General features: G+C 68.6%; 22 protein-coding genes. 6 read left to right on the top strand and 16 right to left on the bottom strand.

Annotated elements, in window-relative coordinates:
- Positions 1-257: 257 nt before the first annotated feature.
- Positions 258-1,580 carry a chloride channel protein gene (locus ACYQ2W_RS05225; RefSeq protein ID WP_459863926.1) on the top strand — a complete coding sequence of 441 codons (1,323 nt, stop codon included), beginning with the start codon at positions 258-260 and terminating at the stop codon, positions 1,578-1,580.
- A 304-nt stretch (positions 1,581-1,884) separates the two neighbouring features.
- Entirely contained in the window at positions 1,885-3,171 is a 1,287-nt protein-coding gene (locus ACYQ2W_RS05220; protein ID WP_459863924.1) for a hypothetical protein, read from the top strand.
- Positions 3,172-3,261: 90 nt separating this feature from the next.
- Here the strand turns inward: ACYQ2W_RS05220 and ACYQ2W_RS05215 are convergent, their stop codons facing one another.
- From ACYQ2W_RS05215 to ACYQ2W_RS05200, 4 genes are all read right to left on the bottom strand, one after another.
- Positions 3,262-4,665 (bottom strand): class I adenylate-forming enzyme family protein, encoded by a 1,404-nt coding sequence (locus ACYQ2W_RS05215; RefSeq protein WP_459863922.1) that lies wholly within the window; start codon positions 4,663-4,665, stop codon positions 3,262-3,264.
- Positions 4,658-4,813: a hypothetical protein gene (locus ACYQ2W_RS05210; protein ID WP_459863920.1), complete on the bottom strand. Its 156-nt coding sequence runs from the start codon at positions 4,811-4,813 to the stop codon at positions 4,658-4,660. Before ACYQ2W_RS05210 ends, ACYQ2W_RS05215 begins: the two co-directional genes overlap by 8 nt.
- A 244-nt stretch (positions 4,814-5,057) precedes the next feature.
- Positions 5,058-6,287: a ribonuclease H-like domain-containing protein gene (locus tag ACYQ2W_RS05205; protein WP_459863918.1), complete on the bottom strand. Its 1,230-nt coding sequence runs from the start codon at positions 6,285-6,287 to the stop codon at positions 5,058-5,060.
- A gap of 247 nt (positions 6,288-6,534) precedes the next feature.
- Entirely contained in the window at positions 6,535-8,919 is a 2,385-nt protein-coding gene (locus tag ACYQ2W_RS05200; protein ID WP_459863952.1) for a DEAD/DEAH box helicase, read from the bottom strand.
- A 141-nt stretch (positions 8,920-9,060) separates the two neighbouring features.
- On the opposite strand from ACYQ2W_RS05200, the gene ACYQ2W_RS05195 reads away from it, so the two are divergent.
- From ACYQ2W_RS05195 to ACYQ2W_RS05180, 4 genes are all read left to right on the top strand, one after another.
- Complete coding sequence (locus ACYQ2W_RS05195) at positions 9,061-9,324, top strand: ribbon-helix-helix domain-containing protein (RefSeq protein WP_459863917.1); 264 nt, start codon at positions 9,061-9,063, stop codon at positions 9,322-9,324.
- Positions 9,321-9,746, top strand: a complete 426-nt coding sequence (locus ACYQ2W_RS05190; RefSeq protein ID WP_459863915.1) for a type II toxin-antitoxin system VapC family toxin — start codon at positions 9,321-9,323, stop codon at positions 9,744-9,746. Before ACYQ2W_RS05195 ends, ACYQ2W_RS05190 begins: the two co-directional genes overlap by 4 nt.
- A gap of 20 nt (positions 9,747-9,766) precedes the next feature.
- A complete protein-coding gene (gene lexA, locus ACYQ2W_RS05185; protein ID WP_459863913.1) occupies positions 9,767-10,360 on the top strand; it encodes a transcriptional repressor LexA in 594 nt (197 codons plus the stop codon).
- A gap of 239 nt (positions 10,361-10,599) precedes the next feature.
- On the top strand, positions 10,600-11,163 hold the full coding sequence (locus tag ACYQ2W_RS05180) for a hypothetical protein (RefSeq protein WP_459863911.1): 564 nt from the start codon (positions 10,600-10,602) through the stop codon (positions 11,161-11,163).
- Positions 11,164-11,274: 111 nt separating this feature from the next.
- On the opposite strand, the gene ACYQ2W_RS05175 is transcribed toward ACYQ2W_RS05180, so the two are convergent.
- The 12 genes from ACYQ2W_RS05175 to ACYQ2W_RS05120 all read right to left on the bottom strand — a co-directional run bounded on the left by ACYQ2W_RS05175 (position 11,275) and on the right by ACYQ2W_RS05120 (position 25,514).
- Complete coding sequence (locus ACYQ2W_RS05175) at positions 11,275-11,931, bottom strand: hypothetical protein (RefSeq protein ID WP_459863909.1); 657 nt, start codon at positions 11,929-11,931, stop codon at positions 11,275-11,277.
- Positions 11,928-13,760, bottom strand: coding sequence for an O-antigen ligase family protein (locus ACYQ2W_RS05170; RefSeq protein ID WP_459863907.1), 1,833 nt, complete (start codon positions 13,758-13,760; stop codon positions 11,928-11,930). The genes ACYQ2W_RS05175 and ACYQ2W_RS05170 overlap by 4 nt, the downstream gene beginning before the upstream one ends.
- 68 nt (positions 13,761-13,828) lie before the next feature.
- Positions 13,829-14,086 carry a hypothetical protein gene (locus ACYQ2W_RS05165; RefSeq protein WP_459863905.1) on the bottom strand — a complete coding sequence of 86 codons (258 nt, stop codon included), beginning with the start codon at positions 14,084-14,086 and terminating at the stop codon, positions 13,829-13,831.
- Between the two features lie 96 nt (positions 14,087-14,182).
- On the bottom strand, positions 14,183-16,870 hold the full coding sequence (locus tag ACYQ2W_RS05160; protein ID WP_459863903.1) for a hypothetical protein: 2,688 nt from the start codon (positions 16,868-16,870) through the stop codon (positions 14,183-14,185).
- 196 nt (positions 16,871-17,066) lie between these two features.
- The gene (locus ACYQ2W_RS05155; protein ID WP_459863901.1) at positions 17,067-17,912 is read right to left on the bottom strand and encodes a pirin family protein; all 846 of its coding nucleotides are present in this window, start codon (positions 17,910-17,912) and stop codon (positions 17,067-17,069) included.
- A gap of 409 nt (positions 17,913-18,321) precedes the next feature.
- Entirely contained in the window at positions 18,322-18,756 is a 435-nt protein-coding gene (locus ACYQ2W_RS05150; RefSeq protein ID WP_459863950.1) for a Dabb family protein, read from the bottom strand.
- 350 nt (positions 18,757-19,106) lie between these two features.
- Positions 19,107-19,412: a hypothetical protein gene (locus ACYQ2W_RS05145; RefSeq protein WP_459863899.1), complete on the bottom strand. Its 306-nt coding sequence runs from the start codon at positions 19,410-19,412 to the stop codon at positions 19,107-19,109.
- Positions 19,409-19,768: a hypothetical protein gene (locus tag ACYQ2W_RS05140; RefSeq protein WP_459863897.1), complete on the bottom strand. Its 360-nt coding sequence runs from the start codon at positions 19,766-19,768 to the stop codon at positions 19,409-19,411. Before ACYQ2W_RS05140 ends, ACYQ2W_RS05145 begins: the two co-directional genes overlap by 4 nt.
- 4 nt (positions 19,769-19,772) lie before the next feature.
- A complete protein-coding gene (locus tag ACYQ2W_RS05135) occupies positions 19,773-22,163 on the bottom strand; it encodes a nitric oxide reductase activation protein NorD (RefSeq protein ID WP_459863895.1) in 2,391 nt (796 codons plus the stop codon).
- A 359-nt stretch (positions 22,164-22,522) separates the two neighbouring features.
- Positions 22,523-23,329 carry a CbbQ/NirQ/NorQ/GpvN family protein gene (locus ACYQ2W_RS05130; RefSeq protein WP_459863893.1) on the bottom strand — a complete coding sequence of 269 codons (807 nt, stop codon included), beginning with the start codon at positions 23,327-23,329 and terminating at the stop codon, positions 22,523-22,525.
- A 224-nt stretch (positions 23,330-23,553) separates the two neighbouring features.
- Complete coding sequence (locus ACYQ2W_RS05125) at positions 23,554-23,910, bottom strand: ribulose bisphosphate carboxylase small subunit (RefSeq protein WP_459863891.1); 357 nt, start codon at positions 23,908-23,910, stop codon at positions 23,554-23,556.
- A gap of 185 nt (positions 23,911-24,095) precedes the next feature.
- On the bottom strand, positions 24,096-25,514 hold the full coding sequence (locus ACYQ2W_RS05120; protein WP_459863889.1) for a form I ribulose bisphosphate carboxylase large subunit: 1,419 nt from the start codon (positions 25,512-25,514) through the stop codon (positions 24,096-24,098).
- Between the last annotated feature and the right edge of the window lie 132 nt (positions 25,515-25,646).

The raw sequence follows: 25,646 nt of genomic DNA, 5'->3' as shown, positions 1-25,646 counted from the left end.
TTTGCCCATCCTACGGCCACCGGAAGATTCCGTCCCAAATCACCGGGTTGACAGAACGCCAAGCGCCTCAGCGCCGCTCCCCCGACGCCACCCACACCGCCACGCCGCTCGCGGCGTGGCGGATCTCCCGCTCACCCGGGCCCGCGCATGCAGCGGCCATTCGTCCGGCGACCCCGTCGCGCCGTCCGGCGCCGTGCCGCCTCGTCCGGCGAAAACCCGCCGACTGCGCGGGCCCATCCCAACGGAAGCAACGTTCCATGTCCGGTATGGCCGCCAATTTCATGCGCCACCATCTGCGGCGCAACCATCGCAAATACTTCCACCCCAAGGCCTGGCGCATCCGCCTGGTGTTCTGGCTCGGGGCGCTGCTGGTCGGCAGCCTCTGCGCGCTGTTCGCGATCTTCGCCGACTACGCGGGAGAGCTCTTCGTCAAGCTCACCGAGCAGGGCAAGTGGGTCCCCCTGGTGGTTACCCCACTGACCCTCGCCGGTCTCGCCTGGGCCACCCGCAACCTCTTCCCCGGCTCCCAGGGGAGCGGCATCCCGCAGGCGATCGCCGCCCTCGAATCCAATCAGAAGGGGGCGGTGCTGTCGCTGCGCATCGCCATCGGCAAGATCCTGCTCACCCTGATCGGCCTGGTGGCCGGCGCCTCGATCGGCCGCGAGGGACCGTCGGTGCACGTCGGCGCCTCGATCATGTACTCGCTGGGGCGATTCGCCCGCTTCCCCGCCCACTACATGGAGCGCGGCCTGATCCTCGCCGGCGGCGCCGCCGGCATCACCGCGGCGTTCAACACGCCGCTGGCCGGGATCGTCTTCGCCATCGAAGAGATGAGCAAGCGCTTCGAGCAGCGCACCAGCGGCCTGGTGACCATCGGCGTGGTGATCGCCGGCGTCACCGGGCTGATCCTGCTCGGCCCCTACCACTACTTCGGCACCTCGGACGCGGCGATCCCCGACGCCGCCAGCTGGCTGGCGATCCCCGTCTGCGGGGTGATCGGCGGGCTGCTCGGCGGGATCTTCTCCACCACCCTGATCAACGGCGCGCGCCGCCTCGGACCGGTGGTGAAGAAACACCCCTACGCGGTCGCCTTCGTCTGCGGCCTGGCGGTGGCGCTGCTCGGCTACCTCTCCGACTACAGCTCCTCGGGCACCGGCTACGGCGCGGCCAAGGCGATCATCACCGGCGAGGCCGCCTGGGACCCCACCTACCCGCTGACCAAGTTCGGCTCCACCCTCGCCTCCTACCTGAGCGGCATCCCCGGCGGCATCTTCGCGCCCTCGCTGGCCACCGGCGCGGGCGTCGGCGCCAACCTCGGCCACTGGCTGCCGGTGGCGCCGCTGTCGGTGATGGTGATCCTCGGCATGGTCGGCTACTTCGCCGGCGTGGTGCAGTCACCGCTCACCGCGTTCGTCATCGTCATGGAGATGACCAACAACCAGGAGATGATGCTGGCGCTGATCCTCACCTCATTCATCGCCAACGGCGTCTCCCACCTGGTCTGCCCGAAACCGATCTACCACGCGCTGTCGCAGGCGTTCCTGCAGGCCAACGAAGGGAAGAAAGGAGTAACCCCGTAAGTCGTCGCTACCGCGGCGACGCAAACGGGGGCAGCGGAGTTTCGGAGTGGCGCCCGGCTCGCCGGTGGTCGGAGCGTTCGGCGAGTGGGACTGGGGCTTGCACCCCGCAGCCCCCGTTTGCGTCGCCGCGGTAGCGGCGACCTACTCGCTCGGTTCTGCCACGGACCCTCGAACGGCGCCGACGAAAGCGCCGCAACCGGCACACGGCCCGCCCCGGTGGGCCAGTGCCTTTCACCCGCAAAACACGCTAACCTTCCCCCTCCTTGTCCCCACAACGACGACCCGACCACGGAGAGGCGAAGCCATGAAAACGAGATCTCTGCTGCTGTCCCTGACCGGCCTGCTGCTGTCGCTGAACGCCGCGGCACAGAGCATCCCCACCCTCAACACCAACGACTGGAACTTCATCCTCGTCCCCTCCTTCTCCACGGCTTCGGAAAGCACCGGCAACACCCTCTCGGTGGCCGGCCTCAACCACTCCCTGCGCTTCGCCCAGGTGCTCGACGGCCTCACCGCCGGCAAGGAGAAGGAGCAGGCGATCCGCCAGATCTACGCCCTCACCACCACGACCGCCCCCGGCGACCTGGCGCCGCTGCAGAGCATCGAGCCCTTCGCGGTGCTCAACAACCGCAGCGTCATGGTCACCACGGTGGACATGGCCAATCCCGCCGCCTGGGACGGGCCGGCCGGCTTCGTCCAGCAGGTGGTCGGCAACCAGCCCCGCGGCACCTACGTCCTCGCCGGCGCGAGCGCCACCATCGGCGCCATCGCCAAGGTGCTGGGCGCCTCCTCCGCCGCCATCCCCGCCGGCAGCGACTATCTGGTCGCCTCCGGCGCGGCCCTCCCGCTGGCCGTCTCCGGCTACGACGACGGCGTGACCGCGGACGCCTCCTACCCCACGATCACCCTGCCGCCGAAGACCCCGCACTGCACCAACCAGAAGCCGACCACCTTCACCATCGACCCGCCCAAGGGCTTCAAGCCCTACACCGCGCAGACCGTCTACATGGTGCGCCACGTGGAGGCCCACCCGGTCCCCTCCTTCGAGGACGGCAACTACGTCTGCCAGGGCCAGTGGCGTGCGCTGGGCAACCCCGACCGGCTGCTTGAGGCGATGGGCGGTCAGGTTCCCGACTACGTCTACGGCCCCGATCCGTCGAACCTGATCAACTGCAACGGCGAGGCGTGCAGCTACATCCGCGCGACGCTGACCGTCGCCCCCTTCGCGGTGAAGAACGGCCTTCCGCTGACCCTGGCCGAATACGACTGGAACGACGGCATGGACCTCGCCCAGTCCCTGTTCGACGCCACCTCCCCCTACTTCCCCCACGGCGACGGCCAGACCATCCTGGTCGGCTGGGAACACGACCACATCGTCGCCGCGGTCACCGATCTGGTGCAGACCCTCTACCAGAACCCCACCGCCGCCAAGAAGCTGCCCGCCTGGCCGTTCAACGACTACGACTCGATCTGGATTTTGAAGACCAACGAGCAGGGCAAACTGACCTTCTCCAACAGCTGCGAACACATCCCCAGCGCCAGCCTGCCGACCACCTGCCCGGCGTTCTTTCCGGCCGGGACGAACCCCTGAGGTATCGGGCGGGCCGTGCCCGCCGCGGTGGTCCTTCCGCCGGCACTCCCCACAAACCGGGATGCAACGCCGCGGCGGGCGCGGCCCGCCCTATTTGGGGCGCTGATCGATCTCCGCGGCCAACGCCAGGAGCTCCCGCCGGCGCAACTTGCCGAGCGCCGTGCGCGGCAGTTCGGAGACCCTGACGAAGAGGCGTGGGCGCCACGGCCCCGCCAAGCGCCGCTGGCACCACGCCTCCAGTGCGGCGGGCTCCACCCCGCCCACCACCAGGGCCACCAGCCGTTGGCCCCAGACGGGATCGGGGATGGCGGTGACCGCCACCTCGCGCACCGCCGGGTGCTCGACGAGCACCGCCTCCACCTCCTCCGGCTGGACGTTCTCCCCCCCGCTCACCAGCACCTCGTCGTTGCGCCCCAGCACCTCCAGGCTGCCGTCCGCCAGGAGTCGGCCGCGGTCGCCGGTGACCAGCCAGCCCCCCTCCAGGCCATCACCGGGACGGCGACCGGGGTTGGCGTAGCCGACCATCAGCTGTGGGCCGCGAATACGCAAGGCGCCATCCGCGCCGACCGCCAGCTCGACCCCCTCCAACGGCGGCCCGACCCGGGCGGGACGATCGACATCGACCAGCGGGCAACCACCGGCGATCAGCGAGGCGCCTTCACTCAGGCCGTAGCTGAGGCGTAGCGGCCAGCCGGCGGCCAGCGCACGCCGCGCCAATCCGCTGGAGAGCGGCCCGCCGCCCACCAGCACCACCCGCAACGGGGCCGGCGGCGAGGCGTCTTCGGCTGCATCCAGCAGTTGCTCCAGCATCGCCGGCACCACCGAGAGGTGGGTGGCACCGTGACGGGTCGCCTCGTCGAGCAGCCGAACGGGATCGAAGCGGGGATGGAGGATCGGCGTCGCCCCCGCCAGGGCACAGCGCAGGAGGATGGCGAGTCCGCCGATGTGAAAGAGCGGCAGGCAGGCGAGCCAGCGGTCTCCCCCGGCGAGCCCCAGGCGCCGATTGGCTGCCGCGGCGGCGGCGGTCAGCTCGGCGCCGCGCAGCATCACCCCCCGCGGCTCGCCGCCACTGCCGCTGGTGGCGACGACCCAGCGGATCTCCTCGGCCCCCAACGGCTCCGGCAACAGAGTTTCGGCCACGGCCGAGGGTTCCCGCAACGCCTCTTCACTCAGGAAACCCACGCCGGACGGCAGGGAGGGGGCGTGCTCGCCGAGGAACCACTCGGTACCCGCCCCCCGTAGCAACGCGGCCCGACGCTGCGCCGGCATACGGGCGTCTAGGGGCAGCAGCGCGCAGCCGGCCCGCGGGGCGGCATGGAGGAGGATCACGCTGAACGGATCGAGGTTGGCCGGGAACGCCACCAGTTGACCCCGGCGAACCCCGGCGTGGACCAGGGCGATGGCCAGGCGGGTGATCTCCCGATCGAGCCGGCGGCGATCGAGGCGTCCGCCGGGGTGGATCAGGGAGGGGAGCAACGGCTCGCGGTCAGTCATCGGCCGGATGGCGGACGCAGCGCTCCGCATGGCGCCGCCGCCCCTCGGCCAACGTCGGCGTATCCGCCGCCCACGGCCCCTCGCCGTTGACCGCCGTCAACCCCGGTGCCCCGGAGGCGGATACCAAGACGAGTATCAGACGCGTCATCGTTCCCCCGCGTAAAAACCCGAAATCCGGATGAACCACCCTGCAATCGCGGGCGATTCCACCGCCCCCGACGACACCACTCCGCCGAAAGAGCGTTGGGGTCCTCCGACGATTCGAACCTCGCCCACCACGGCGCGCGCGGCGCGCCCCATAGGGCGGCCCGTGGCCGCCGTGCCGAACGAGGGCACTCCGCCGAAAGAGCGACGGGAACCTTCGACGGCACGAGCCCCAACCACGTCGGGACTCAGAACAGCGACGCCTGCCGGACCACCCTGCCGTCCAGACGCCGCTCCAAACGGAGGCTCCGCCGCGACGCCACCTCGTCGACGGGGAGACGGCGGGCATAGCGCATCGCCTCCGCGTAGTCCCGTCGCCGGTGCTCATGGTACTTGGCCAGCTGCTCCAGCGCCTCCCGCTCGCCCCGCTCGGCCAGCGGCTCCCAGATGGCGCAGGCCTCGTGCCACGCACCCTGCCGGCGGTGAAGACGGGCCAACTCCAGCAGTGCGGCCGGCTCCAACGTATCGCCCGCCACCTCGGCGGCCCGCGCCAGCAACCGGCGGGCCTCCGCCTCGTCGCCGGCACGCAGCCGTGAACGGGCAACCGCCAGGGGATCCGCCGACCACGCCGCGGGGTCGGCATGCACCTCGCCGAGCAGCGGCAGCAAGGCGGCCAAGGAGAGGATATCCCAGTAGTTGTGGCGCGCCACCCCCGGCAACCGGCCGCCATCTCCGGCGCGCAGCCAGTCGAGCCAGGCGGCCGGGGCCTCGGCGCCGGGCAGGTCGTCGCTGCGCCGGAACTGCAGCAGCTCCCGCTCGGCGGTGGCGAGACGGCAATCGGGCCAGCGGGCGGAGTAGGCACGCCGGGTGGCGGCGAGAAGATCGATGTGGGGGAGACCCTGAAACGGGTTGGTGAGACGAGAGAGACGGTAGCGGGTGGCGAGCAGCGGGGCATCGAAACTCTTGCCGTTGAAACTGACCAGGGCGGAGGCACCGGCGAGCCACTCCCCCGCCCCCCGCAGCAGCGCGGGCTCACCGGAGAAGGCGGTGAGCAGGTACTGGCGGACGACGAAGCTCCGCCCGACCACCCGTCCCAGACCGAGCATGAAGGCGACGGTGCCGCTGCCACCGGCGAGGCCGGAGGTCTCGGTGTCGAAGAAGAGCATGCGCCCGGGATCGAGGCCCTGCGCCTCGGCCAGCGGCGGGCCGCCGCCCGACAATCGGGACAGCGGAAAACGGCCGTGGGGGGTTTCCAGGGAAACGCGGCGCTCGATGAGGATCATCCCCGGCGCGATCCGCTCGCCGCCGACCCGGCGGGCGAGTGACATCTCCGCCGCGTCGCCGCTACGGGGAGGGGTGGTGGTCGAGGGGCGCAGCCGGGCGATACGTCCAGCGACGTCGCCGGCCCGGGAAACGGGGGGAGAGGTATCCTCGGCACCTGCCTGACGACGCAGCGCTTTCAATCGTTGGCTCAACACGGGGGCTCTCCCATCCTCACAATATCGGTCCCGTCATGGGCGCGGCGCGCCCAACGGAGGGTGGTAAGAAATGCAGGCCAGGAGTAGGTCGGCGCTACCGCGGCGACGCGAACGGAGGCAGCGGCGGAAAACCTCGCGCCCAACCCGTCCGAGCGATTCGCCGCACGCGGAAGCGACCTCGCAACCCCATCCCGCTGCCCTCGATCCCGTCACCTCGGTAGCGGCGACCGACGCCGTCACGTCGCGCTCAACCGATCAGGTCGAGGACGGTGAGGGCGGCCCGTTTGGGGGAGAAGCCGCGCACCTCCTCGGAGGCAAGGATCGGACCGACGCAGGCGGGGCAGCCGTGGCTGCATCCGCACGCCGCCACCAGCTCGCGGGCACCGGCCACCACCGTCTCGCGGGCGTCGAACAGCGGCGCCGAGAGGCCGATGCCGCCGGGATAGTTGTCATAGAGGAAGAGCGCCGGGCGGAAACGCCCCTGCCCCTCCAGCGGCGCCTCCCGTCCCTCCAGATCGCGGATCGCGCCGCGACCGTTGGCACCGACGGTGGCGAACCAGCGGGCGTCGCCGTCGCCCACCGCGCGCCCCAGGTCGTGGGGCTCCGACATCAGCCGCAACGCGGCCACATGGTGCAGCGCGTAGGCGGCGCCGAGGAAGCCGTCGAGGGCCTCCTGGCGGGAGGGGAAGGCGGCCTCCAGGGCGTCGGGGTGAACCTGCCACCAGGCAGCGGTGGTGTGCATCTCCTGGTCGGGCAGGTTGATCTCGCCGAAGCCGACGTTCTCGTGACTGTAGTAGCGGATCTTCTTGTAGCCGGGGATGCGGCGCACCAGATGGACCTCGCCGTGGGCCGCCTCGGCACGCCTGCCTGCCGCCCGGTCGAAGGTGGCCCGATCGAAAGTGTCCAGGATCTTAAGCCGGGTGTAGTCGATGGCGTCGGTGTAGTAGTCGGCGCGGGTGCGGCGGACGAACGCCTTGCGCCCCTCCCAATCCAAGGTCTCCACCTGATAGGGGCTCGCCTGGATCATGTAGATCGCCCCCTCGTGGATGGTCATCGGCGCCGAGGAGAAGTCCACTTCGGCGATCACCGTCTTGCCGCCGTCGCTGATGTCGATGACCACGAAGTTGCCCTCCGCTACCGAGCGCAGGCTCACCGCGTTGGCCGGGTAGCTGTCGGCGCTCCAGTGCCACTGCTCCCCCTCGCGGTGGAGCACCCCCTCCTCCTCCAGGTAGGCCAGCAGCTCCTCCAGCGCCTCGCCGCCGAAGCGCTCGCCGGCGCGGAACGGCAGTTCGAAGGCGGCGCAGCGTACGTGGTCGAGGAGGATCAGCAACTGGTCGGGGTCGATCCGCGCCTGTTCCGGCGAGGCGCCGAGGAAGAACTCCGGGTTGCGCACGATGTACTGGTCGAGGGGCTGGCTGGAGGCGACCAGCACGCCGAGCGCCGGACGGTGGCGCCGCCCGGCCCGCCCCAGCCGCTGCCAGGTGCCGGCCACCGTCCCCGGATAGCCGTTGAGCACGCAGACGTCGAGCGCGCCGATGTCCACCCCCAGCTCCAATGCGGAGGTGGCGACCACGCAATCGACACCGCCCGCGCGCAGCTTGCGCTCGGTGGCGCGCCGCTCGGTGGGCAGGTAGCCGCCGCGGTAGGCGAAGACCCGCGAGGGCTTGCGCGGGTCGTGGTCGAAGACGTCCTTCAGGTACTTGGTCAGCACCTCCACCATCAGCCGGCTCTGGGCGAAGAGGATCGACTTCAGCCCCATGCGGGTGGCGAGCCGCGCAATGCGGCTGGTCTGCGAGCGGTTGGAGGCGCGGATGCCGAGGTCGGGGTTGATCACCGGCGGGTTCCACAGCAGCAGGTTCTTCTCGCCGCTGGGGGCGCCGCTGTCGGTGATCGCGTGGATCGCCTCGCCGATCAACCCGCCGGCCAGTTCGCCGGGATTGGCGATGGTTGCCGAGCAACAGACGAACAGCGGGTCGGCGCCGTAGAAGCGGCAAATCCGCCGCAACCGGCGGATCACGTTGGCGACGTGGGAGCCGAACACCCCGCGGTAGACGTGCAGCTCGTCGATCACCACGTAGCGCAGGTTCTCGAAGAACTGCGCCCACTTGGTGTGGTGGGGCAGGATCCCCTGGTGCAGCATGTCGGGGTTGGAGACGACGATGTCGCCCTTGGTGCGCACCGCCTTGCGCGCGTCCCCCGGGGTGTCGCCGTCGAAGGTGTAGGCGCGCACGCCGAGGTCACCCGCACGGTTGAGTTCGAGGATCTCCGCCACCTGATCCTGGGCCAGCGCCTTGGTGGGGAAGAGATAGAGCGCCTTGCCCTGCTCGGTGAGCGCGCTGTGCAGCACCGGCAGGTTGTAGCAGAGGGTCTTGCCGGAGGCGGTGGGGGTGACCACCACGATGTGGCGGCCGCCGCGCACCGCCTCCCACGCCTCGCGCTGGTGGCTGTAGAGACGCGCCACGCCGCGGGCCGCGAGCGCCCCCTTCAGCCGGCCATCCAGCGCATCGGGCAGCGCGGCGTAGCGCCCCTCGCGTGCCGGGGCCACCAGCTCGCCGGTGATCCGCCCCTTGTACTTGGCCTGCAACCGCGCTTTCAATCGGCGCACCGGGTCGTCGGCCAGCACCTCCACCATCTGCTCCGCGGTCGCCGCCATTGAAAAGGTTCTCCTTTGGTTCTCGTTGTGAGATTATAGAACCGACGGAGAACAATCAAGTCCTGTTTATCGAGCCGTTGCAGGTCTCCGGCATCCATATAACATATAGGTGTGTGATCGATGCGAATCCCGGGAGCCTGTCAGGCCATGCACTTCAACATCTACGTGGACGACGAGACCGGCTCGGCGCTGAATCAGGCGGTGGAGAACAGCGGGAAGAGCCGCAACGCGATCATTCGCGAGGCGATCCGGGAGTGGCTGCAACACCACGGCAAACGCCGCTGGCCGGAGGAGGTCCTGGCCTTCGAAGGCGACCCGCGATTTCCACCGTTCGAAGAGCGGCGCGATGAACTTCCGCCCCCTACGGACGACCCGCTGGCATGATCTACCTGCTCGACACCTGTGTCCTCAGCGATTTCGTACGGGGTGAACCCGGCACGCTGGCACGCCTGAAGTCCCACTCCCCCGACGATTTGAGCTTCTCTACAATAACGCTGTTCGAGCTGGAATACGGACTACTGTTCAACCCCGAGAGGGCCGGGAAGATCGAAACGCCCTTGCGCCAGGTGATCGGCGCGATCGCCCCGCTCCCCTTCTGCGAAGACGACGCCCGCGAGGCGGCGAGAATCCGCGCCCAGCTCAAGCGGGACGGCACCCCGATCGGCGCCTACGACCTGCTGCTCGCCGGCTGCGCGCGGCACCGCGGCCTGACCCTGGTCTCCGCCAACCAGCGTGAATTCGAACGGGTGACCGGACTACGCCACGAAAACTGGCGCGCCCCGTCTTCACTCAACACTCAACACTAATCACTCGACACCCCAAGACCATGCCCCTCACCCGCCGCCAGCAAGCGATCCTCGACCACCTGCGCGAGCAGCGCTACGACCACCCGCCGACCCTCGACGAGCTGTGCGCCGAACTGGGATTGAAGTCCCGCGGCTCGCTGCACAAGCAGATCCAGGCACTGGTCGCCGCCGGGCTGGTGGAGCCGATGGAGGGGAAGCAGCGCGGCGTGCGCCTCACCGACGCCGCGCTCACCGGCGAGGACGAACTGCCGATGCTCGGCTACATCGCCGCCGGCTACCCGATCGAGGCCCTCGCCAACCCCGAACCGGTGCAGGTGCCGCCGCTGCTGCGTAGCGAGCGCCCCTGCTACGTGCTCCAGGTGAAGGGCGACTCGATGATCGAGGACGGCATCTTCGACGGCGACTGGGTGGTGATCGAGCAGCGGGACCACGCCCGCAACGGCGAGGTGGTGGTGGCCCTGGTGGACGGCGAGGAGGCGACGCTCAAGCGGATCGAGCAGCGCCCCGGCGAGGTGGTGCTGCATCCGGCCAACGCGGCGATGGAGCCGCTGCGCTATCCGCCGCAGCGGATCGCCATCCAGGGGGTGGTGGTGGGTCAGATGCGGCGCTATTGAGGCATTCGGCGACGACCTCTTTTCCCGAACGGCGGTGCCGGCGAATCGGCCAGGGCGCCCGCGGGGCGCCCCATCGTTCCCATCTGTCGTTTTTCCGACAAGGGAGCGATTCCCGACCACGAGCACTGCCATTTATCTCGACAAATCCTCCGATTATCAAAGTGTTGCAATTACCACCCGATTGGCCTGGTTATTGCCGTTGAGGGTCGGAACTCAACCAACCGCAACGAGACAATCCAATGATCATCAAAGAGTACGAAAAGAAAGGTCTGCTGCTGAACATCGCCTTCGCCGAGGCCGCCGACGATCCGCAGACGGTGGGCTTCCGCGGCCGTCTGGCGCTGGTCGAGGGGGAGATCGCCGACGACGCCGGCAACCGCAAGCCCCCGCACATCGTGATGGAGCAGACCACCCTGCTCTCCAAGGGCGACAAGCTGGTCTTCCTCTCCGGCTCGCTGGATCGCCTGGAGGACCTGCCGGCGCTGATCGAGATGTACAAGGGCGATTTCGCCGCCGACATGCTGGCGATCCTCTACGTGGTCAACATCACCGCGGCGATGCAGGTGGAGATCGAGGGGATCAACTTCGCGCTGATCCCGATGCGCGAGGGGGTGGCCTGGAACGAGCTGATGGACGAGGGCGGGCTGGACAAGCTCGACCTGAAGAAGCTCCCCTCGGGCGAGAAGGTGGTCACCGTCTACGAGTCGCTGAGCGACTTCAAGCCGAAGGGCGAAAAGGTGACCCTGGAAGAGGCGCTGAGCCGCACCGCGGACATCACCCGCGTCGAGCGCGGCGCGCTCTGACGGGACCCGACAAACGACATCCTGGCGACGCCCGCAAGCGGGTGAGTGACGGGATGCCGAAAAGAAAGAGGCCGGCGAATGCCGGCCTCTTTCGTCAGCGAACACCCCGGCTCAACTTCCGCTCGGAGTATAGGAGCCGCTCGCGGTATAGCCGCCGGTATCGGTATACGAACCGCCGGTGGTATAGCCGCCGGTATCGGTGTACGAACCGCTGGCGGTGTAGCCTCCGGTATCGGTGTACGAACCGCTGGCGGTGTAGCCTCCGGTATCGGTGTACGAGCCGCTGGCGGTGTAGCCGCCGCTATCGGTATACGAGCCGCTGCCGGTGTAGCCGCCGGTATCGGTATACGAGCCGCTGCCGGTATAGTCGCCGCTATCGGTGTACGAGCCGCTGCTGGTGTAATCGCCGGACGGGGTGTACGACGCCGAGTCCGCGACGACCACCGTCTCGATGTTGGAGTAGCCGGAGACACCGTCGGCGTTATACGCCCCGGCCGCCACATAGAACGCGGCCCCCGGCCAGAGACCAACGTTGAACAGGGTCATCGACCCCACGTCGATGGAGCCGATGCTCTCCGTGCCGCGGAAGGGGATCGGCGCGTAGAACAGCCGATACCCATCGCTCCCCGCCACCTGGTTCCACTCCACGACCGCCGACACGCCGTTGACGACGGCGGAAAGTACCGGCGCCTGCGGCGGCTCGGCGAGGGCAACGGTGCCAACGATCATACCGGCCGTCAGCGACGCCAGGGTCCGATTGAGCTTCATGGGGTCCTCTCTCCAGTTGTTGTTGTCTTACGACGGTGCAGATCGGGTATCCAGCGCCGGGTCTCCGGAATGTCGGGATAATAGCGAATCAGGGTGTCAACAGCACTACGCATTTCCCCGTGCTCCGCCCCCGGGCAGGTGGCCAGACCATTGAGCAGCACCGGCAGATGGAGGGGGTTGCGCCGCTCGGCCTGCGCCATCAGCACCAGCGCCTCGTCACAGCGCCGACGTCGCGCGGCCATCCACGACGCCTTGGTGAGGAAGCGCTCGTCCCACGGCACCCGCTGCAACGCCCGGCGGTACGCCCCGGCCGCCTGCTCGAAACGGCCGGCGCGGATGTCGATCTCCCCGCGAGCGGCGAAATACTCCCCCGCCAGCAGCGTCCAGCCGAGGAGGCCGCCTCCGACGAAGAGCGCGATCAGCCCCGCCGGCAACCAGCGCCCCCCCTCCGCCGAGGAGTCCGCCCGGGCGAGGAGCAGGCCGAGAAAAAACCAGACGGTCATCGACGTGGGGGCGATCCGCGACGGGAAATCGAAGAACATGACGATGCCGTAGATCATCACCGACGCCGTTAGGGTGACCATCACCAGACGCTCCTCCGGATCCGCCGTCCGCGCCGCCCGCCGCAGCCCCACGCCCACGCCGCCGAGCGCCAGCCCCATCACCGCCAGCATTCCGGGCACCCCCAGATCGGCGATCAGCTGGATATAGTCGTTGTGGGCATATTTCGCGGTGCGGAAGCTGCGCTTTTCCCAGTAGCGCCGAAACAGGAAACGCGACTGATCCATGTACTTCGGATAGAGCAGCCGATAGTGCTCCACCCCCGCCCCCAGCAAGCCGGTCTCGTGGCGCAGCAGCGCGAGAGAGTCACGCCACAGCTCCAGTCGCCCGCTGCTGCGGTCGGCACGGATCGAGCCCAGTTCATCCAGATAGCGCGCATCGCTCGTCTCGAAGGCCAACGGCGCCCGCCACCACGCCGCCACACTCCAGTAGGGAGAGGTGGCGATCAACAGGAGAAAGAGCGGCGCCACCGCCAGAAACGCCGCGCCGGGAACCCACCATCCGGCCTCACCCCGCACGCCGGTCGCCTGCGCAACGGAGGGAGCGGCGTCCACCGTCCGCCGCCGCCACCCCAGGTAGAGGGCGCTTCCGCCGGCGACCGCAAAGCCCAGCAGCAGCGCCACCCACGCCGCACGTCCCTCGGTCAGCACCAAGTGGGCCAGTATCAGCAGCGCCGCCGCTGCATAGAGCCGCCGCGGCCACCCCGGCCGCAGCCACACTCCGAAGGCGACGACCGCCGGCAGCAGCAGGACCAGCCACTCGCCGGCAAAGTTCTGGGAGTAGAGCAGCGAGCCGGCCCCCACCCGCGGCAGCCCCGTCAACCAGCCGTTCCAGGAGAAGTGCTGGGCGAGTCCCACTAGCGCGAAGAGCAGGGCGAGCAGCGCCAGCCCACCGAACAGCCACAGCAGCTGCCGCGCGCTCGGGCGGGAGGCGGCGGCCAGCAGCATCAGCCCCAGCGGGATCAGATAGAGGCGATAGCCGGCGAAGAGAGAGTGACCGGGATCGAAGGCGAAGAGGCTGGAGAGCAGCCAGGCGACCACCACCACCGCCGAGGCCGTCAACGCCCAGCGCGGAGGAAGACGCCATCCGCGGCGCCAGAGGAGAAACGTAGCCAGGGCACAGAGGGGAGCGCCGAACAGCAGCAGCGCCCCCCACTTCACCTCCTGATCGAGGGCGATCAGGTGCCCCCCGTTCCCCTTGCCGAGGAGCATCAGGGAGGAGGTGGCGAGTGCGAGGAGGAGGAGAAAGAGGAGATGGGGCGGATGCATCGATTCACCGCCCGCGGCGCCGGAAGTCGACCGCCGCACCGACGGCGAACCCCGTCGGGGCCCGGCGATCAGGCGTAGACGCTGATGATCGACCCCTTGATCGCACCACCGCCCTGCATGGCGGTACGGCGCGCATTGCGCAACTGCTCCATGGTGTAGGTGAGGGCCTCATTGGCATCGGGCTCCGCGGCGGGCGCGGCGCGCATCACCGTCTGGACCGGGCTGCTGCGCACCGGCGCGGCGGTCTGCTGGACGTTGGACACCGCATTGTGGGCGGCGATCTGCGAAAGCACCGAGCTGAGGGCGTGGGAACCGCTGATCTCCATGGGGACACCTGTCGCGTCAAAAAAATGAACCTGCCCAACAGGGTTTCAAGATCCGTGCCCACCCGGATTGTCCAAGGAGCGCCACGGCGCCTTCCCCTACTGCAAAAGCAGCCGCACCTCCTGCCGCGAGCCGTCGCCGGCGGTGAGGAGGAAATCGTCGATGCCGTCCCCGTCGACGTCGCCGGCCGACTCGAAGGCAAACGCCCCATTCGGCGTCGGCTCGCCGTCGCTCACCGCCATGGAGGGAAGGGCGCGCAACTCGTCGCCGTTCTCCAGGGAGACATGCAGCACCCCCTGATAGTCGACCGCCGCGCTGGAGACCGACGACAGCTCCGCCACCGCCGTCGCCATCCCCGGCAGCGCCGCCGGATAGAGCCGCTGCTCCCAGTGCCGCCCCAGGCTGTCGTTGAAGCGGTGGAGCAGCACCGTGCTACCGATCACCGCGGGGTGCTCCTCCTCGAACACGCCGGTGGGATCGGTGGCCGGCGCCGGCGAGACGACCAGACCCGGCAGCAGCGCCATATGGCTCTGCTCATCGAGGGCCACGCTCAGCACCCCGGCCTCCCCCGCCACCGGCGCCGCCGGCCACATCGCCGCCACCGCCGCGGTGAACGCCGCCGGCGACTTCAGCGTCGGCTCCAGGGTCACCCGGCGACCGTCGGCGGTGACCGCCAGATAGCGCCCCCGCTCATCGATCGTAATCCCCTCCGGAGTCCCCGGCGCCGCCTGCACCACCGTTACCGGCCGCAACACGATATAGCCACTGCCGACACCGAGGGAGAGCAGCCCGCTATCCACGTCCTGACTCAACAGGAGTCCGGAGTCGGAGATACCGGCCAGGTTGTTGAGGCTGTGGATGATCGGGTCGGCACCGCTGGCGCCACGGGCCACCACGTCGGTGGAGAGATCGGGCACCGTATCGGCATACAGGCCACCGCCGCCGAGGGCAGGAAGCAGCGCCGCCACGTCGAGCCCCTCCGGGACCATGTCGTTGGTGGCGAAATGGACACCGCGGCCGAGCACCGCCCCTTCGCCGAGGGTGGCATTCTCGCCGAGGGTGACGTAGCTGAGCGACGCCCCCTCCTCCACCGCGCCGTCGACCACCGGCAGGTCGGTACCCACCTCGTCCACGCCGGTCACCGTGCCGCCGATGGTCCCCCCCTCCACCCGGGTGCCGGCGGCGAGGGTGACGTTGCGCACCGTGCCGCTGTTGGAGATCGTGCCGGAGAGGGTGCCACCCTCGACCACCCCGCCGCCAAGCACGCGGACGTCGTTGAGCGTGCCGTGGTTGACGATGGTGCCGCGCAGCAGCACCCCGTCGAGGAGCTCGCCGCCGGCGACGGTCCGGCCGGAGAGTACCGCCCGGTCGCGGTTGATCACCGCCACCCCGGCCAGGCTCTGGCCGTCGTAGGCGGGATCGCTGCTGGTCACCGAGGAGAACTCCACGATGTAGGCCTGATCGCCGTCCTCCAGGAGGTCGAGGGCGCCGGTCACCGTTACCGTCTGCGGGACCGACCAGTTGACCGGGCTGAAGGTGAGCCGCGAGGGGGAGACCGTCCCTTCGCCGGGATCGGAGGAGCCGAGGATCATCACCACCTCGGAGAGCGGCTCGCGGTTGAGCACCACGGTGAAGGTGGCCTGGGCGCCCCCCTCGTCGGTGGCGCCGCTGATCGCCGAGACGACGATGCGCGAGGTGGCCTGCTCGGTGTTGACCACCGTCACGTCGCCGGCGTCGACCCCGCTGTAGTCCGGATCGTCGCTCACCGCCGGACCGAGGATGACCTCGTAGGTCCGATCGCCGTCGGCCGTCGCATCGGAGACGCCGATCACCGTCACCGTCTGGGGGATGTCCCAATCGGCCGTGGTGAAGGTAACCGACGCCTCGGAGACCATCCCCTCCTCGATGTTGGAGGAGCTGAGCGGGATGGTCACATCGGCGGTGGGCGCCACCGTCAACACCACGGTGAAGGTGGCCGAGCCGCCCGCCTCGGTGGTCTCCCCGCTGATCGTCGAGGTGACGATCCGCAGGTGGGTGGTGTCGAGGTTGACCACCGCCACGTCGTCGGGGTCGCGGCCGGAGAAGGCGGGATCCGCGCTGGTCGCCGCCTCCAACTGGATGGTGTAGGACTGGTCGCCGTCCTGCAGCTCGTCCCCCACGCCGGTCACCGTCACGGTCTGCGGCACCGACCAGTTGGCCGCGGTGAAGGTGAGTTCTTGGATCGAGAGCAGCCCCTCGGCGGTGTTGGAGGAGCTCAGCGGGATGGTCACATCCGCGCTCGGCGGCACCCCGAGGGCGACGGTGAAGGTGGCGGTGCCACCCGCCTCGGTGGTGCTGCCGCTGATCGTCGAGACGACGAAGTGCCGGGTGGTGTCGATGTTGGTGACGGTCACGTCGTCGGGGTCGAGGCCGTCGAAGCGCGGGTCGTCGCTCACCGTCTCGCGGGTGAAGACGACGTAGGACTGGTCGCCGTCGCCGAGGGAGTCCCCCTGGCCGGTGACGGTCACCGTCTGCGGCTGGTTCCAGTTGTCGGGGGTGAAGGTGAGGCGCACCGGCAGCGCCTCGCCCTCGGAGGGGTCGGAGGAGCTGACGGTCATCGTCACGTCGTTGTTGGGGGCGGCATCGAGCATCATCACGAAGGTGTCGCTGCGCCCATCCTCGTCGGTCATCAGACCGCTGGTGGGGCTGACGATCACCCGATAGGCGTAGGCCTGGGCCAGCGGCAGCGCGCTCGCCACCCACAACAGCCCCCACAACGCCAGACGCTTCCCTCGATACGACTTCATAGGATGGCCCTCGACGATTCCGGTGCGCAAAGGAGGGCCTTAGAGTACACTATTTCGGGTCAAGGGGAGCAACGAGACACCACACCTAGTGGTTCTTGTTCTGGAAATGGGGGGTGGATGCGGGGTGTGCCGAGGACCGAGGCGCACCCTTCGAAAACCGGCGCCTCTCCTACATCGCCACACCCGCCCGTTCGAGTCAGAAGCGGCCGGCCTGGAAATCGGCGTAGGCTTGGCGCAGCTCCGCCTCGGTGTTCATCACGAACGGGCCGCCGCGGGCGATCGGCTCGCCGAGCGGGCGACCGGCCACCAGCAGCAGGCGCGACGCCTGCGGCGCCTCCACCGCCACCGCGTCACCCGCGCCGAGCAGCGCCAGACTGCCCGCCTCCACCGCTTCGCCCGCCACCTCCAGCCGCCCCTCGAAGGGCTGGAGAAAGGCGTTGAACCCCGCCGGCAACGCCTCCTCGAAGCGGCTGCCGGCGGGCATCGTCACGTCCAGATAGGTGACCGGCACGATCAGCTCCGTCACCGGCCCGACGCTGCCGCGGGAGGTCTTCCCCGCCACCACCCGCACCTCCACGCCCCCCTCACGCCGCTCCACCGGCAGCGCCTCGCGGGCGAACTCCTGGTAGCGCGGCGGGCGCATCTTCTCCGCCGCCGGCAGGTTGACCCACAACTGGAAGCCGGCGAGCAGCCCCTCCTCCTGCTCCGGCATCTCCGAGTGGACCACCCCGCGCCCGGCAGTCATCCACTGCACCCCGCCCGCCTCGATCACCCCGGCGTGGCCGGCGCTGTCCCGATGGCGCACCCGCCCGGCGAGCAGATACATCACCGTCTCGAAGCCGCGGTGGGGGTGCGGCGGGAAGCCGCCGATGTAGGCGTCGGGCTCATCGGAGCGGATCGCGTCGAGCAGCAGGAAGGGATCGAGCTGGGGCAGCCCGGGGCCGCCGATCAGACGGGTCAGCTGCACGCCGTCACCGTCGGAGGTAACGCGCCCGGGGATCACCCGAATGACGGGACGGAAGGTATTCACAGGTTGGTCCATGACGGCTCTCCTCAACGAAGCGTTTTCGATAAGGGGAAGTCTATGGGCGATGGCAGGGCAATAAAGGGGCGGAAACCGAAAACAGTGTTCCACAAATGCAACAACGAACGCCGTTTTCCCCCGAATATCCCACAACCGTCCCTGGGAGGTACGCCACAAAAACCAGCCCCGAAGCCGGTTCCGACAGAGCCGAGGCGGCACACCGAATGACGTCTGCCGCCTTCCATTCCGCCTCCTTGGTGATAGAAAGTCCCGTCTGAGTTATCCGTTGCAACGCCCCCAACGGTAGGAGCGGCCCCGAGGCCGCGATGGCGCCGCGTCCGTTCCTACCACATGCCAAATCAAGCGCCCCACTCCGCCGTGATCGCGGCCTGGGGGCCGTTCCTACAACGCACCGAGGCGCTGCCCCTCAACCGCAACGCATGATTCGCACCTTCATAAGAACGAATTCTCGGGACATTAGCGACTGGGTCTTTGTGCGAATCCTGCTGATCCGATCATCGGCAACCGGGCGGAAGCGCTGATCGGCAAAGGCCACGTGCTCCGGGTGTTCCCGGTAGCTGTCGATCACCGCCGGGGCGGCGAAGCGCACCAGCCAGCAGAGTCGGTAGCGATCCCCCTCACGCATCGCCCGTCCGGTAAACACCCGCCGCACGCCGGGGATCTTTCCCAACACCTCGCGACCGATCGCCATCAACTCGTCGGCCCGCCCCTCGGCGCCCGACGACAGGTCGTAGATGATCAGATGCTCCACCGGCTCGCTCGGGCAGCACTGCGTCAGCACCTCGGCGGCGCGTCCCGCGGCGGAGCAAAGACGGATGTCGTTCTCCGCCTCCTCGGCCATCGCCACCACCCCTCCAGCTCGATGCCGCTGCGGCCGTGGACGGGAACGTTGAGGACACCGGCGCGCGGCTGCGCTCCGCCGCCTCCAGGTAGACGGAGAGGAACTCCACGCCGCACACCTCGAAGGCCGCCACTGCATAGCGATGGCGGTGGACGTGGCCCAACAGGTCCTTGATGTTCGCCAGCGGCATCGCATCAACCGCTCACGAATCGCCAATGGCCACTCCCGTAGGGCGGACCGGCGCAGCGTAATCCGCCGAATCGAAGCGGATTTCGGCGAAGGTGCCTTCGTTCCCGGCGGATTACGCTGACGCTAATCCGCCCTACGTCCGACACCGGTGGAAAAGCCGATCATTCGTTTTCGCTGTATTCGTTCTCCGGGTCCCAGCCGGCCGCCCTGGCCCTCGCCACCGCGGCGTCGTAGATCCGCCGGTGGCGTTCGCCAAGCGCCTCGGGAAGCCGGCTGGGCAGATGGCCGTAAGGGACCCACGCCTCGTGGACCTGATCATAGAGCGCCTGCATGCGCCCGAGGTCCCAGCCGGCGCACGCCTGCCCCTCGGGCAGCAGCTCGAACACCTGGGCGTCCATCACCACCTTGCCGAGGGGGGTCAGGCCGCCGTTCTGGTCTTCGTTCAATCCGGGATAGCGCTTGTTCATGGGCCTTTCAGCCTCCTCTCCAGTTCCTGTTGCAGTTGTTCAAGGGCAAGATTGCGGATCTTCGCCGCCCCCTGGTGATAGTGCTGGACGGTACACGGCACCGGCTCGTGGAGCGCCCGCTCGGCGTCGTCGCGAAAGTCGACCCAGGCGACCACCGGCAGGTCGTAGAGGCTGGTGTCGACCACCGCCCACGCGTCCTCGTCGATCAGCAGCGCCAGTGGCGCCAGCCCCTCCAGCTCGATGCGGATCAGGCCGTGCAGCCGCCCGCGGTAGCGCCGCCAGGCGTTCCACAGCGCCGCCGGAATGCGCGACGGGAAACGATCCAGCACCGGCACTTCGAGCAGACGCCGATACATCGCCTCACCCGGTCAGCGCCGCGAAGACGTTGGGCAGCCGCTCCGGCAGCCGCGCGACGTTGTCGACGATGGAGTAGTGGTTCTCGCCGAAGATCCGCGCCACGTAGCGGTCGGCCTCGGGGTCGAGGGTCAGGCAGTAGGTGTGGATCCCCTGCATGGCCAGATCCTCCACCGCCTTCTTCGCATCGTGACGCAGGTACTGCGGGTCGCGCTCGTCGATGTCCGCCGGCTCGCCGTCGGTGACCAGCAGCACCAGCCGCTTCTGCGCGCTCTGCCGGGTGAGGTGCCGGCCTGCGTGGCGCAGCGCCGCCCCCATGCGGGTGGAGAGCCCCCCCTTCATGCCGGCCATCCTCGACTTGGCCTCGTCGTCGTAGCGCTCCTCGAAATCCTTGAAGCGGTAGTACTGCACGTCGTGGCGGCCGTCGGAGGCGAAGCCGTGGACCGCGAAGTTATCGCCGATGGAGTCGATCGCCCAGGCCAGCAGGCCGGCCGACTCACGGGTGAGGTCGAGGATCGAGGGCTGTTCGGCGAAACCCTCCTCCCCCTCGGCGAGCCCGCCGATCCGCTCGTTGGTCGACTCCGAGAGATCGAGCAGCAGCACGATGGAGAGGTCGCGGATGTGGCGGGTGATGCGGATGCTGATGCGCGGATCGGGCATGATCCCGCGGCGGATGTCGATCATCGCCCGCACCGCCGCGTTGAGGTCCAGCTCCTCGCCCTCCTCGTAGCCGCGGCGGCGCACGATGCCCTGCGGTTGCAGCGCGTCGATCAGGTGGCGGATGCGCGAGGCGATCGGCTTGTGCTTGGTGAGGATGGCGTCCATCACCTCCGGGTCGCCGCGCCCCTGGCGCCGCTCCACCACGGTGGCCCAGTCGGGGCGGGCGAGCTGCACGTGGTAGTCCCACTCGTCGTAGTGGTAGGGATCGGAGACCGGCTCCCGGCCCCACAGCTCGTTGAAGCTGACGGTAGCCTCGCCGGCGTCCTCGTAGGGCATGAACTCGGTGGCGCAGACCCAGATCTCCTGTGCATCGTCGCCGGCCAGTTCGCAATCCACCTCGTTGGCCATCTCGATCGCCGAGACGTACTTGCGCAGCTGCTGCCGGGTCGCCGGCAGGTAGTCGACACCCCGGGTGACGAACATATTCTCCGCGAACGCCCAGAGGTAGCGGTTGTCGTCGCGATAGGGGATCGGCCACTCGGAGAGCACCCGCACGCCGGGCAGTGGAGCGATGCCGGTGATCCGGTTGTAGAAGCCGACGCCGGCCAGCCAGCTCAGGTTGGGGGCGTAGGGGTCCGCCTCCAGCTTCGCGCGAAATTCGTCGGCGCTCTCCGCCACCACCGGCTCGGGATCGCGATACGCCGGGTCCATGATCGCGCGGGTCACCCGCAGCATGTAGTCCATCATCTCGTGGGGCCGGCCGTAGTCGTCTTCGCGGCCCGGCTCGGCGGTGAAGAAACGGAGCCACAGCTTGCGCAGCCCCGGAAAATCGCGATAGGCGAGATACTCGATGCGGGCATCCTCGAACAGCTCGATGAAGCGCATCTGCGCCTGCGACAGCTGCTCCGCCGAGATCGGATCGCGGGTGTAGACCATATGCGCGGCGGCGTGGGCCGCCGCGGCGCGGTAGATCTCCATGCCGTCGATGCCGCGGAACGGATCGAAGGCGTCGGGGATGTGGATCTGGAAATCCTCGATGAACGGCTTCAGCCCGCGGCGGGTCTCGTAGTCGCCGGCGGTGGGGCGCATCAGGAAGGCGCGCGCCCACAGCGCCCGCAGGTAGAAGTTGAGCTTGCGCTGGTTGTCGATAAAGAGCGTGCCGCGCCGCTCGCGCTGCAACACCGAACGGGAAGGCTCGGTCTGCAGGCCGAAGTAGGCCATCTGGCCGTCGAGGTCGCGCTGGTGCGCCTGCGCGCCCCACATCGCCCAGCGGCGCAGACCGCCCAGGGTCAATTTGGAGAGCAGCTCGTCGAGCACCTCCATCATCGGCCGCAGGCCGCGCGGCGCCTTCGCCGCCAGCTGGTGGAGCAGCTTCAGGTAGCTGCGCATCACCTCCGCATCGCCGAGCCGCCGGGCGGCCAGCGGCATGTTGCCCATCATCAGCGCGATCACCGTGCCGGAGGTGTGCGAGGCGAGTTTCATCAGCGCCTCGACGATATCGGGGACGATGTCCTCGCCCACCTCCTTGGCGACCCCCGGCATCTCCTGCACGTAGGCGAGCACCAGGTCCTCGCCGCGCCCCAGGGTGCACATCGCGCGCATCCCCTCCAGGTAGTTCTGCAGGCCACGCGGCGACATCACCCGCGCCGCCTCGTGGTAGGAGGACTCCAGCACCTCGCGGTGCTCGTGCTCCTCCTCGCGGAGACAGCTGACGTACTCCGAAAAATCGATGCTCATGACTCTCTCCATCCCGTCGATGCGTAGGTCGCCGATACTTCGGCGACGCGAGCGAGGGCACCCAAGGCCTCGTCGGCACCGACCCTACCGGAGGCACGCCGGCGTGGCTTTCGGAAGGTCTCTCGCCAACCTGGAAGGGAGGTGCCTCCGTTTGCGTCGCCGAGGTATCGGCGACCTACCGGAAGCCGACACGTAGGTCGCCGATACTTCGGCGACGTGAACGAGGGCACCCAACGTCCCGTCGGCACCGGCCCGACCGGAGGCACGCCGCCGCGGTATTCGGAAAGTCCCTCGGCAACCGGACAGGAACGTGCCCTCGTTCGCGTCGCCGCGGTAGCGGCGACCTACGTTCCGCCCAATCAGAAATAGGTATTGACCGCCGCGGTCAGGGTGTCGCGCATATCCGGGTCGTCGGTGAGCGGGGTCACCAGCGCCATCTCGCAGGCCGACTCGGCGTCGATCCCCTTGGCCACCAGCTGCGCGGCGTAGACCAGCAGACGGGTCGACATCCCCTCGTCCAGGCCGTGGCCCTTGAGGTTGCGCGAGCGCTGGGCGATCTGCACCAGCTTGTCGGCGAGCGCCTGGTCCACCCCGCCCTCGTGGGCGACGATGTCGGTCTCGATCTCGCCGCTCGGGTAGTCGAAGTCCAAGCCGCCGAAGCGCTGCTTGGTGGACTGCTTGAGGTCCTTCATCAGCGACTGGTAGCCGGGGTTGTAGGAGATGACGATCTGGAAGTCGGGGTGGGCCTGGACCAGCTCGCCCTTCTTCTCCAGCGGCAGCACCCGGCGGTGGTCGGTGAGCGGGTGGATCACCACGGTGGTGTCCTGACGCGCCTCCACCACCTCGTCGAGATAGCAGATCGCGCCGATCCGCGCGGCCACGGTAAGGGGGCCGTCCTGCCACTGGGTGCCGTTGATGTCGAGCAGGAAGCGCCCGACCAGATCGGAGGCGGTCATGTCCTCGTTGCAGGCCACGGTGATCAGCGGCTTGTTCAGCTTCCACGCCATGTACTCGACGAAGCGCGACTTGCCGCAGCCGGTGGGCCCCTTGAGCATCACCGGCATGCGCGCCGCATAGGCGGCCTCGTACTTCGCCACCTCGTTGCCCACCGCCCGGTAGTAGGGCTCGTCCTTGATCAGGTACTGATCGCAGTCGATCTCGCTCATGACCGTCACCTTCTGAAATTCTTTGATCGAAAAGTTCAACGCGGAGGTATCGGGGTGCCGTAGGGCGGATTAGCGCCAGCGTAATCCGCCGCTTCGGAGCTGCCTTCGGCGAAGGAGCCTCCGATCTCGGCGGATTACGCTGACGCTAATCCGCCCTACCCCCTCCCCTCGGGGAAGGCCCGCCATCGCGGCGGAGTCCTCCCACGAGAGGCGGTTAGCGGTCGTTACACCGGCTTACCGCGGTAGATCACCATCTCGGCGCCCTTGGACTGGGCGTAGTTGTCGTAGCCGACCAGCCGTACGTGGTTTTCGGGGTGCGCCTGGTGGCACGCCTCGGCCTCGGCGAGGATGCGGTCGACGTCGGTCTCGCCGAACATCGGCAGCTTCCACATGTACCAGTAGTGGCCGAAGGCGTTGGCCGGCTCGGTGTGTTCGATGGCCGGGTTCCAGCCCTTGCCGACGATGTACTCCACCTGCTTGCGGATGCGCCCGGCATCCATCTCGGTGAGGTAGGAGAAGGTCTCGAACTTGCGGCTGGTCACATCGCCAAGGCTCGACTGGTAGTCCTGCATTTCGCTCATGGGTCTTTCCTCTTTAAATTCGGTTTCGAATTCCTGTAGGAGCGGCCCCAGGCCGCGATGGCGCCCTTCACGATGCTCCCGCGAGGGTCGATGGGCAGCCCGCCGACCGTTGTGCCGGACGATGATTCGGCACTTCGCCCGATCGCGGCCTGGGGGCCGCTCCTACAGGGGGGTGCGGTGCGCGGTTATCTGTGGGCGACGTCGAGCTTGTCGACGGTGTCGAACTCGAACTTGATCTCCTTCCAGGTCTCCATCGCGGCCTTCAGCTCGGGGCTGTTCTCCGCCGCCGCGGTGAGCACCTCCTTGCCGTTCTTCTCCAGCTCCACCCCCTGGTTGCGCGCCTCGACGCAGCACTCCAGGGCGACCCGGTTGGCCGCGGCTCCCGCGGCGTTGCCCCACGGGTGGCCGAGGGTGCCGCCGCCGAACTGCAGCACCGAGTCGTCGCCGAAGATCGACACCAGCGCCGGCATGTGCCAGACGTGGATGCCGCCGGAGGCCACCGGCAGCACGCCGGGCATGTGACCCCAATCCTGGTCGAACATGATCCCGCGCGAACGGTCCTCCTTGACGAAGGCGTCGCGCATCAGATCGATCCAGCCGAGGGTCGCCTCGCGGTCGCCCTCCAGCTTGCCGACCACGGTGCCGGAGTGAAGGTGGTCGCCGCCGGAGAGGCGCAGCATCTTGGCCAGCACGCGGAAGTGGATGCCGTGGTTGGGGTTGCGGTCGAGCACCGCGTGCATCGCGCGGTGGATGTGCAGCAGCAGGCCGTTGTCGCGGCACCACTGGGCCAGCCCGGTGTTGGCGGTGAAGCCGCCGGTGAGGTAGTCGTGCATGATGATCGGCGCGCCCAGCTCCTTGGCGAATTCGGCGCGCTTGTACATCTCCTCGGGGGTCGGCGCGGTGACGTTGAGGTAGTGCCCCTTGCGCTCGCCGGTCTCCGCCTCGGCCTTGTGGATCGCCTCCATGACGAACTCGAAACGCTGGCGCCAGCGCATGAAGGGCTGGGAGTTGACGTTCTCGTCGTCCTTGGTGAAATCCAGTCCGCCGCGCAGACACTCGTAGACCGCACGGCCGTAGTTCTTGGCGGAGAGGCCGAGCTTCGGCTTGATGGTGCAGCCGAGCAGCGGACGGCCGTACTTGTTCATCTTGTCGCGCTCCACCTGGATGCCGTGGGGCGGCCCGTTGCAGGTGGTGACGTAGGCCAGCGGGATGCGCACGTCCTCCAGACGCAGCGAACGCACCGCCTTGAAGCCGAAGACGTTGCCCACCAGGGAGGTGAGGACGTTGACCACCGAACCCTCCTCGAACAGGTCGAGCGGATAGGCGATGAAGGCGTAGAAGGCGTCGTCGTTGCCCGGCACGTCCTCGATCGCGTAGGCGCGGCCCTTGTAGTAGTCGAGGTCGGTCAGGAGGTCGGTCCACACCGTGGTCCAGGTGCCGGTGGAGGACTCGGCGGCGACCGCCGCGGCGGCCTCCTCGCGCGGCACGCCGGCCTGCGGGATCACCTTGAAGCAGGCGAGGAAATCGGTGTCCTTCGGGGTGTAGTCGGGCATCCAGTACGTTTCGCGGTACTCTTTTACGCCCGCGTCATAGGTCTTGGCCATTGCTCATCCTCTCTGGATTGGTGGAGGCTTTCCCCGGCCGGACCGCGCTCGCCGCCCGCTACCGGAAAGCCTTCGCTGTGGTTCGTGATCGACGGGTCGCTTGCGCGACGAATGGGGCCCGTTCGATCGCCT

Source organism: Endothiovibrio diazotrophicus (genome assembly GCF_054657215.1).
The sequence above is the reverse complement of the archived record's forward strand: the minus strand, read 5'-3'. Positions and strand labels throughout refer to the sequence as shown.